The 6,450-nt window shown below is 39.6% G+C and carries 5 protein-coding genes; all 5 read right to left on the bottom strand.

The features are described from left to right. Positions 1-149: 149 nt before the first annotated feature. Positions 150-377 (bottom strand): phage major capsid protein, encoded by a 228-nt coding sequence (locus EAE93_RS15165; RefSeq protein ID WP_040150420.1) that lies wholly within the window; start codon positions 375-377, stop codon positions 150-152. A 124-nt stretch (positions 378-501) separates the two neighbouring features. Further along, positions 502-897 carry a DUF1240 domain-containing protein gene (locus EAE93_RS15160; protein ID WP_036811720.1) on the bottom strand — a complete coding sequence of 132 codons (396 nt, stop codon included), beginning with the start codon at positions 895-897 and terminating at the stop codon, positions 502-504. After that, the gene (locus tag EAE93_RS15155) at positions 894-1,859 is read right to left on the bottom strand and encodes a hypothetical protein (RefSeq protein WP_110087555.1); all 966 of its coding nucleotides are present in this window, start codon (positions 1,857-1,859) and stop codon (positions 894-896) included. The genes EAE93_RS15160 and EAE93_RS15155 overlap by 4 nt, the downstream gene beginning before the upstream one ends. A 1,210-nt stretch (positions 1,860-3,069) precedes the next feature. Further along, positions 3,070-4,512: an alkaline phosphatase gene (gene phoA, locus EAE93_RS15150; protein ID WP_036811719.1), complete on the bottom strand. Its 1,443-nt coding sequence runs from the start codon at positions 4,510-4,512 to the stop codon at positions 3,070-3,072. A gap of 103 nt (positions 4,513-4,615) precedes the next feature. Then, positions 4,616-6,154 carry an esterase family protein gene (locus EAE93_RS15145; RefSeq protein WP_250151042.1) on the bottom strand — a complete coding sequence of 513 codons (1,539 nt, stop codon included), beginning with the start codon at positions 6,152-6,154 and terminating at the stop codon, positions 4,616-4,618. Positions 6,155-6,450 lie beyond the last annotated feature (296 nt).

Genomic DNA, 6,450 nt, shown 5'->3' with positions numbered 1-6,450 from the left:
CAGGGAGCAATAGTCTCCCGCTTTTAGGCACTATAAGGCCGGAAATCTGTGAGGATCCACATCTCATCTCTCAATTCCAGCACAATGCCAAAGGCTAAGTGGTTGGGATGCGTTCATTACATTCTCCTAGTTCGTCATTGCTGAGTTTTTTACTGGTCGGCTGGGTTTTTACCCGCCTGACTGCGTTCTTCATCAAATAAGGCTTCATAGCGGGCAATTTCTGTATTGAGCGTATCGGATTGGCTGCGCAATTCGTCGAACTGTTTGGCTTCCTCGGCAGTCAGTGAGCGCTTTTCGTCTTCGGCTTTGGTAAGCAACGAGCGCATTTGTTGGGTTAAATCGGTTTTATGTTGGTGTAATTCGAGTAGTTTTTTCATGGTGTTTTTGGAATAGTTATTTTCTTTAAAACACTATTTAACACCGTGAAAAATAATAAAAAAGCCTCTGTTATTTAGAGGCTAAACAAGGGGAAACATGAAGACAAAATATTTACAAAATTTTTCATTTACAAAGTAATAAATTTTTTACGTAGGTTGTTGGTGACATCCACGATATTTTATCACATGTCAAATAACCATCATTTTTTAACTTATAATCAACATAAAAAGAGATAGGTAAGCTAATGACAAATGATGCAATCATCAATCTACTCAGGTACTTAACAAGTATCTTGTTGTATTTAGGTAATCTATCAAATATAAAGAAAAAAATAGAACCTGATAAAGAGTAAAATATTATAGGGAAAGATAGAATACTTATAATAACTGCGCTGGAGAATGTTATTTCATCTTTCATTAATACTAATGAAACAGCAGATTTAATAATGAAGCACATCAGAAATGTAAGGAATAATAACAATATTACTCCACCCAAGGCTTTTAAATATTTGCTATTCACCTAATTCTTCCCATCGTATTAAAAAAATATTGTAAGTCTGCTTCCGGTGTTCTTGGCTTTCTCTTCATTTCTTCTTTCAAAAGTGCTATTAATTTTTCGCTTATTCCATATTGCTTATCAACAAGATCTAAACCGATAGCCGCTAGAATTCCAACAGCTAAAACTATTCCCGCAACAACAATAATACTTCCACCTACCAAAGCAGTGGCAGTTAAAAGTGATCCTACAATCCAAGAGGAAGCAGCAATAATAGCAGTTTTAGCCATATCCATTGTTATGTTGCCGATAAAATCGGCTAAAGTATATTCATCCTTAAAAATACTTTCTATCAATCTATAGCCAATCGAAAAGACAATACAGAATCTAACACCTTTGATAATACTAGCATTAAGACCCTGCTGTCCTATCCCCATGGCTAACATTTGAGGGTGGCTAGCACCGTATCGGGTTCCCCTGACAAGACGCCTAAGACCAGCATGACCTGACAGATGAATATATTTTTTCCCATTTTCTCCCACATAGGTTTTTGCAGTAATACTTAACCTCTTAAATTCCCGGCAAACATCAGAAAACCCATGTGAATCATAAATATTTCCCGCATAGGTGGAAATAGGATCTGTGACAGAAAATACATACGCCATAGGATTTTTTTTCTTGTTATCTACTTCCGTGCCTCTTGCAAATTCGTCTCCGTAACTTAGATTTTCTGCTTCCGTACCTCTTGCAAATGCTTCTCCATGACTTGGGGTTTGTGGATGGGAGGGACTGATATCCTCAATAATGCTTTTGGCTTGCGCTAATGTAAGAACAAAGTGATATTGGGTATTATCATTCAATACTTTTTCTAACCCAATGGCATCAAAAAATTCATGCTGGGGTTTTAGCTGATTAATCCCTACATTGCCCCTTAAAAAATCGCCCATATAACCATCCCAAGTGGGATTATATTTTTTATGTGTCATTCCTCAATTCTCCGTAGCACTCAATATCAAATTAATAATTGATTGACTTGTGTCAAGATTTCCGACGTAGCATCAATTAAGCAGGATATAACAACAATGCTTACCCATTCCAGCATGGAAAAGATCCACCTTTAAATTTGTGATGAATCTCTATTCTTAAGCAAAATCAGACAATTACTTAATTTTAATTTCAGTCTTACCATAATAAAAAAATTATGCACTAAATTTATTATCCCAGACTCATCCGGCTTTTATTTGCCTGCCAGAAATACCCCCTAAAAATCTTTTTCGCCTCCTTCGCTGTGCACCCTCTGCATAATTCACTGAACGCCTTGCTACATCTGGGTTTGCCGCAATTAATATGATATTCATTGACTGTAGGAGAGCATAAAAAAGTCTGGGGCACTTGAGTTATTTAGCGGTAAAGTGGGCAACTCAACCGGACTATTACCCATTATCGGCCCATGAATACTTATACGTTAAAGTGGCTTCTTTAGCTGCTTTGCTACATAAATGCCCCACACTTTTTTACGCTCTCCCTATTATCTTTTGGATTGAAGATAAACTGGAAAAAATTACAAAAAACAATAATTATTGTAATGTTAGGATATTTAATTTCCGTTAGTATCTTAGGTTTCACATTAACATTTATTTATTCATATTTCCCTTGGATTAATGTTTTGCTAAAAATTTTATCTGCAATTTACATTGCCTTTTTATCAATAAAAATTTGGAAATCCTCATTAACCACTGATTGCTCAGATGAAATAACTCTCAAAGACATATTTATAACAACATTACTCAGCCCAAAAGCATTCGTACTGGCTTCTTATATTATTCCCTCTTATGCTTTCGAATTACCAACTATATACTTACCCTCAATGGTAATTTTACTTTTAACTCTATATCCAGTTTCCTGCTTATGGGCACTATTAGGCAAGGCTTTACATTTTGCACACATGCAAAGTAGCTATATACAACCTAATTATTTCTTTAAAATTGCATCGCTGATTTTAATGGCTTTTTCCATATCACTACTTTATTCATCAAATCTAGACTATATCTCTAAATAACGTTGTTGAGTTCGCAGTCGTATTTTTCCACTGGTAGAATGAGAGAAAAATATATATTAAAAAGAAAAAAATCAAGGCCGGATAATATCCGGCCTAACTCTTTATTCCTCAACTACTCAAAACATCATCTGACCGAATTACTTTAACTGCATCGCATCACGTATCGTGAAGAATAGATCTGTCTGGTCAGTCAGACCCACAACATTGGTTGCCTGAGGGCCATAAGCGGCCACTCGGAGTTGAGTGCCAGTATGTTCCTGTTCCTTACCCTCGGAAGTACCGTAATTTACCGCCATCACCCCACCATCTTTAGTGATTAGTGCCTGAGTCAACCCCGGAGATTTTATATGCGCTTCAATAATCTGGCTGGAGTGAGCATGATCAGCGGTGACAATCACTAATGTATCACCGTGTTTACGCGCATATTTCAAGCCAACTTGTACCGCTTCATCCAATGCGACAGTTTCACCAATCTGCCCACAAGGATTAGCTTTGTGATCCTGTTTATCAATAGAAGCGCTCTCCACTTGTAAGAAGAAACCTTTCTTATTCTCTTTTAACAGATCAATGGCTTTCTCCGTCATCTGTGCCAACGTCGGCGCATCAGGATTCCGTTTCGAGTTGACTTTACATGTCACTGGGGGATTATCAATATTACCGTGATAAACGGCTTTAGGTCCTTCCCAAGAAATGTCCATATTGTCTTCATGGAACAGGCCCAACAGCGGTTTTTTCTGATTCGCTCTAGCAACGGACGCCAATGACTTAGCATCCCTAACCAACTGATAACCCTGTTCCTGCGCCTGCTGCTCCAGCGTTTTATCCTTGCCAGCGCCGGCAACCGATTTCTGGGCGAAAAATTTGGCGCCTCCACCTAATGTGACATCAGCACGAGCCACTAATAATTGCTCTGTAATGGAACCCCGCCCGCCATTTTCTAGCGCATTCGTTGGGCATTTTTCTATTGTCTCCTGCGGGCCATAACAGTCACGGTGAGTGACATGCGCATAAAGCGCTGCCGGCGTTGCATCCTGTATCCTAGCCGTCGTTACGTTACCCGTTGCTTTACCATTCGCTTTTGCCAGCTCAAGCAGAGTTTGATGATCTTTACCAAATACATCGATACCCAACGCGCCATTATAGGTTTTTACACCAGAAGCCCAGGCTGTGGCAGAAGCGGCTGAATCAGTCGCATAGTTGGGTTTACGACTCTTTTTATCCAGAGAATAGTGAGTGTATTGGCCGGTAAATGGCAAAGCATCAATCCCTTTGAAAAATCCACCCGCGCCTTCCGCATAGTTACGGGCAATAGTGATCTCAGAATCCCCCATACCATCACCAATAAACAGAATAACGTTCTTAGCTTTATGGTTATTTATCGCTGCTTTTAATGCCTCAGTTTGATTTTGAGTCATACGGCGAGCACCACCAAATTCCGTAATATTACCTTTTACTGCCCGACCTTCCGCCATAATTTGATCGACATTCTGATCACCAGCCGCCAACACCGGTAAGCTGACACCTGAAATTAAAGCTGAGACCATAACCGCAACCAAACTTTTCGTATACTTGTTCGACATTAAGGTTTCCTTATTAAAACGTAATCGGAATAAAAATCATCGTTATCTGATAAAGGGATACTAAATAAGCTATGTGACAATTATGTGAAGAAAATAAATTAATTCACCATTTCGCTACCAACGACCGGGTTCCGTGGTACAAGGTTTCACACCACGAAATATAGTTATGACCACTAGAAACTTCACTGGATTCAACTGGATAACCTTTCTGTAATAACGTCTCTTTCAGGCGACGGTTATTATATAAAATGCCCTCCAATTCCCCCACACGGGTTTCAAACAATCCCGCTTGTAAATAGAAACGCAGTGGTTTTCTCTCCGCTTTGGCAAATTCACGGATCAACCATTCAGGCTTTTCTCCCTGCGGCGCCCACCAATATGACCCAGACATACTGAGAACATTGCCAAACAACTCAGGATGATTAAACGCTACCCATGAAGATGCCAATCCACCATAGCTGGAACCTGAAATAATGGTACGTTCTGCCGGAGCTTTAATACCCTGACCGGCCAGCCACGGCATCAATTCACTCGCCATAAATTCAGCAAAATTAGGATTGGGCGGCAGTTCCTGACCCCGACGTACACTATCTAGGCTATCAATAAACACCACATACATAGGTGGGATCTTGCCCTGTTCAATCAGGGAATCGAAAAATCTATCAATATAGTACTGCTTACGGTAAATCTTCCCATCAAACAGCACCAACATAGCAGGCTGTTTCATCGGAGTAACCGGTTGATAAATCGCAATTTCTCGACTATTACCCAGAATCTTACTCGCAAACTGATGAAGTTTAGTCGCTCCCTGAAAAGGCGATTGTTTGAATTGTGCGATATCACATAAGGTTGGCCTTAATGCCAGCAATGAATCATGATTAAACACATCTTCTGATAAAGTCGGCACCACATTTTTATTTAATGGATCGGCCTGCGCCGTTACCAAAATCGACCTACGCTGTTCGTCAGCCGTGCCTTCAACCCGCGGCAAATCCGGCGCCAATTTATATTGCATCAAGGTATCTGACGGAACGATATAGCTACGAAACCAAACATCAGTACCCGCCAAATGTGACATTGGATCATGATCACCACTCGGCGCACCAAAAATAAAGACATTCGCTTTTGCTCCACGCCACAAAAAAGTGACTCGCTTATGCTTATCATCATAATCTTCAATCAACGGCGCACCCTTGCGGGTTATTTCCCGCCAGAAGGCATGGGTGCCTTTTCCTTGTGCGATATCAGCCTGGAGTTGTTTCAGACGCTGGCTCTCTGGTAGCTGTCCATAATCATTATCCTTGGGAATATAAGGTGGAAATGACAACGTAAGCTGCCACGGCTCTCCCGCCTTACCCTTAGCTGCCAACCGATATTTTCCTGCCTGAGGAACAGTAAAGCCAATTGACTGACGAGCATCCACCGGACTATCAGTGAAAAGCGTGCGAATATGTTGTTGATTACCCTTCTGCACCACCAGTTTTTGCATACCCAATGCCGATCCCTTTACATAATGTTCAGCCTGAATTTTAAATTCAATACACGATCTCCCCTGAGAATTAAAACTCCCTGTTATTGCTTGCTGATCTTGCTGAAATTTTATTTGGTGACACTGAGAAGCAAAGACATTAAAAGAAGCCATAAGAGCACATATCATTATGTTTATTTTCATTTTTTTCTCTTTTTAGATGGTTGATTACTGATATTCAATTTTTTTGACACGGCAAATCATGCACTAAGTTCTTATTTAAGAATAAGAACAATTACTATTATTAATAGCATAAATTGTGTGTTAACTTTCATTAAAATAATTCTTTAACAAGACGAAATAATTTATGGATGGATACATAAATAATTCAATATCTTGATATGATATTAGTCGAACCATCCTATCTTTCAAAAGATTAAGTAACAAATAATACGGGATATAATCTATCC

This window comes from Photorhabdus akhurstii (assembly GCF_018448925.1).
Taxonomy (GTDB): domain Bacteria; phylum Pseudomonadota; class Gammaproteobacteria; order Enterobacterales; family Enterobacteriaceae; genus Photorhabdus; species Photorhabdus akhurstii.
The sequence above is the reverse complement of the archived record's forward strand: the minus strand, read 5'-3'. Positions and strand labels throughout refer to the sequence as shown.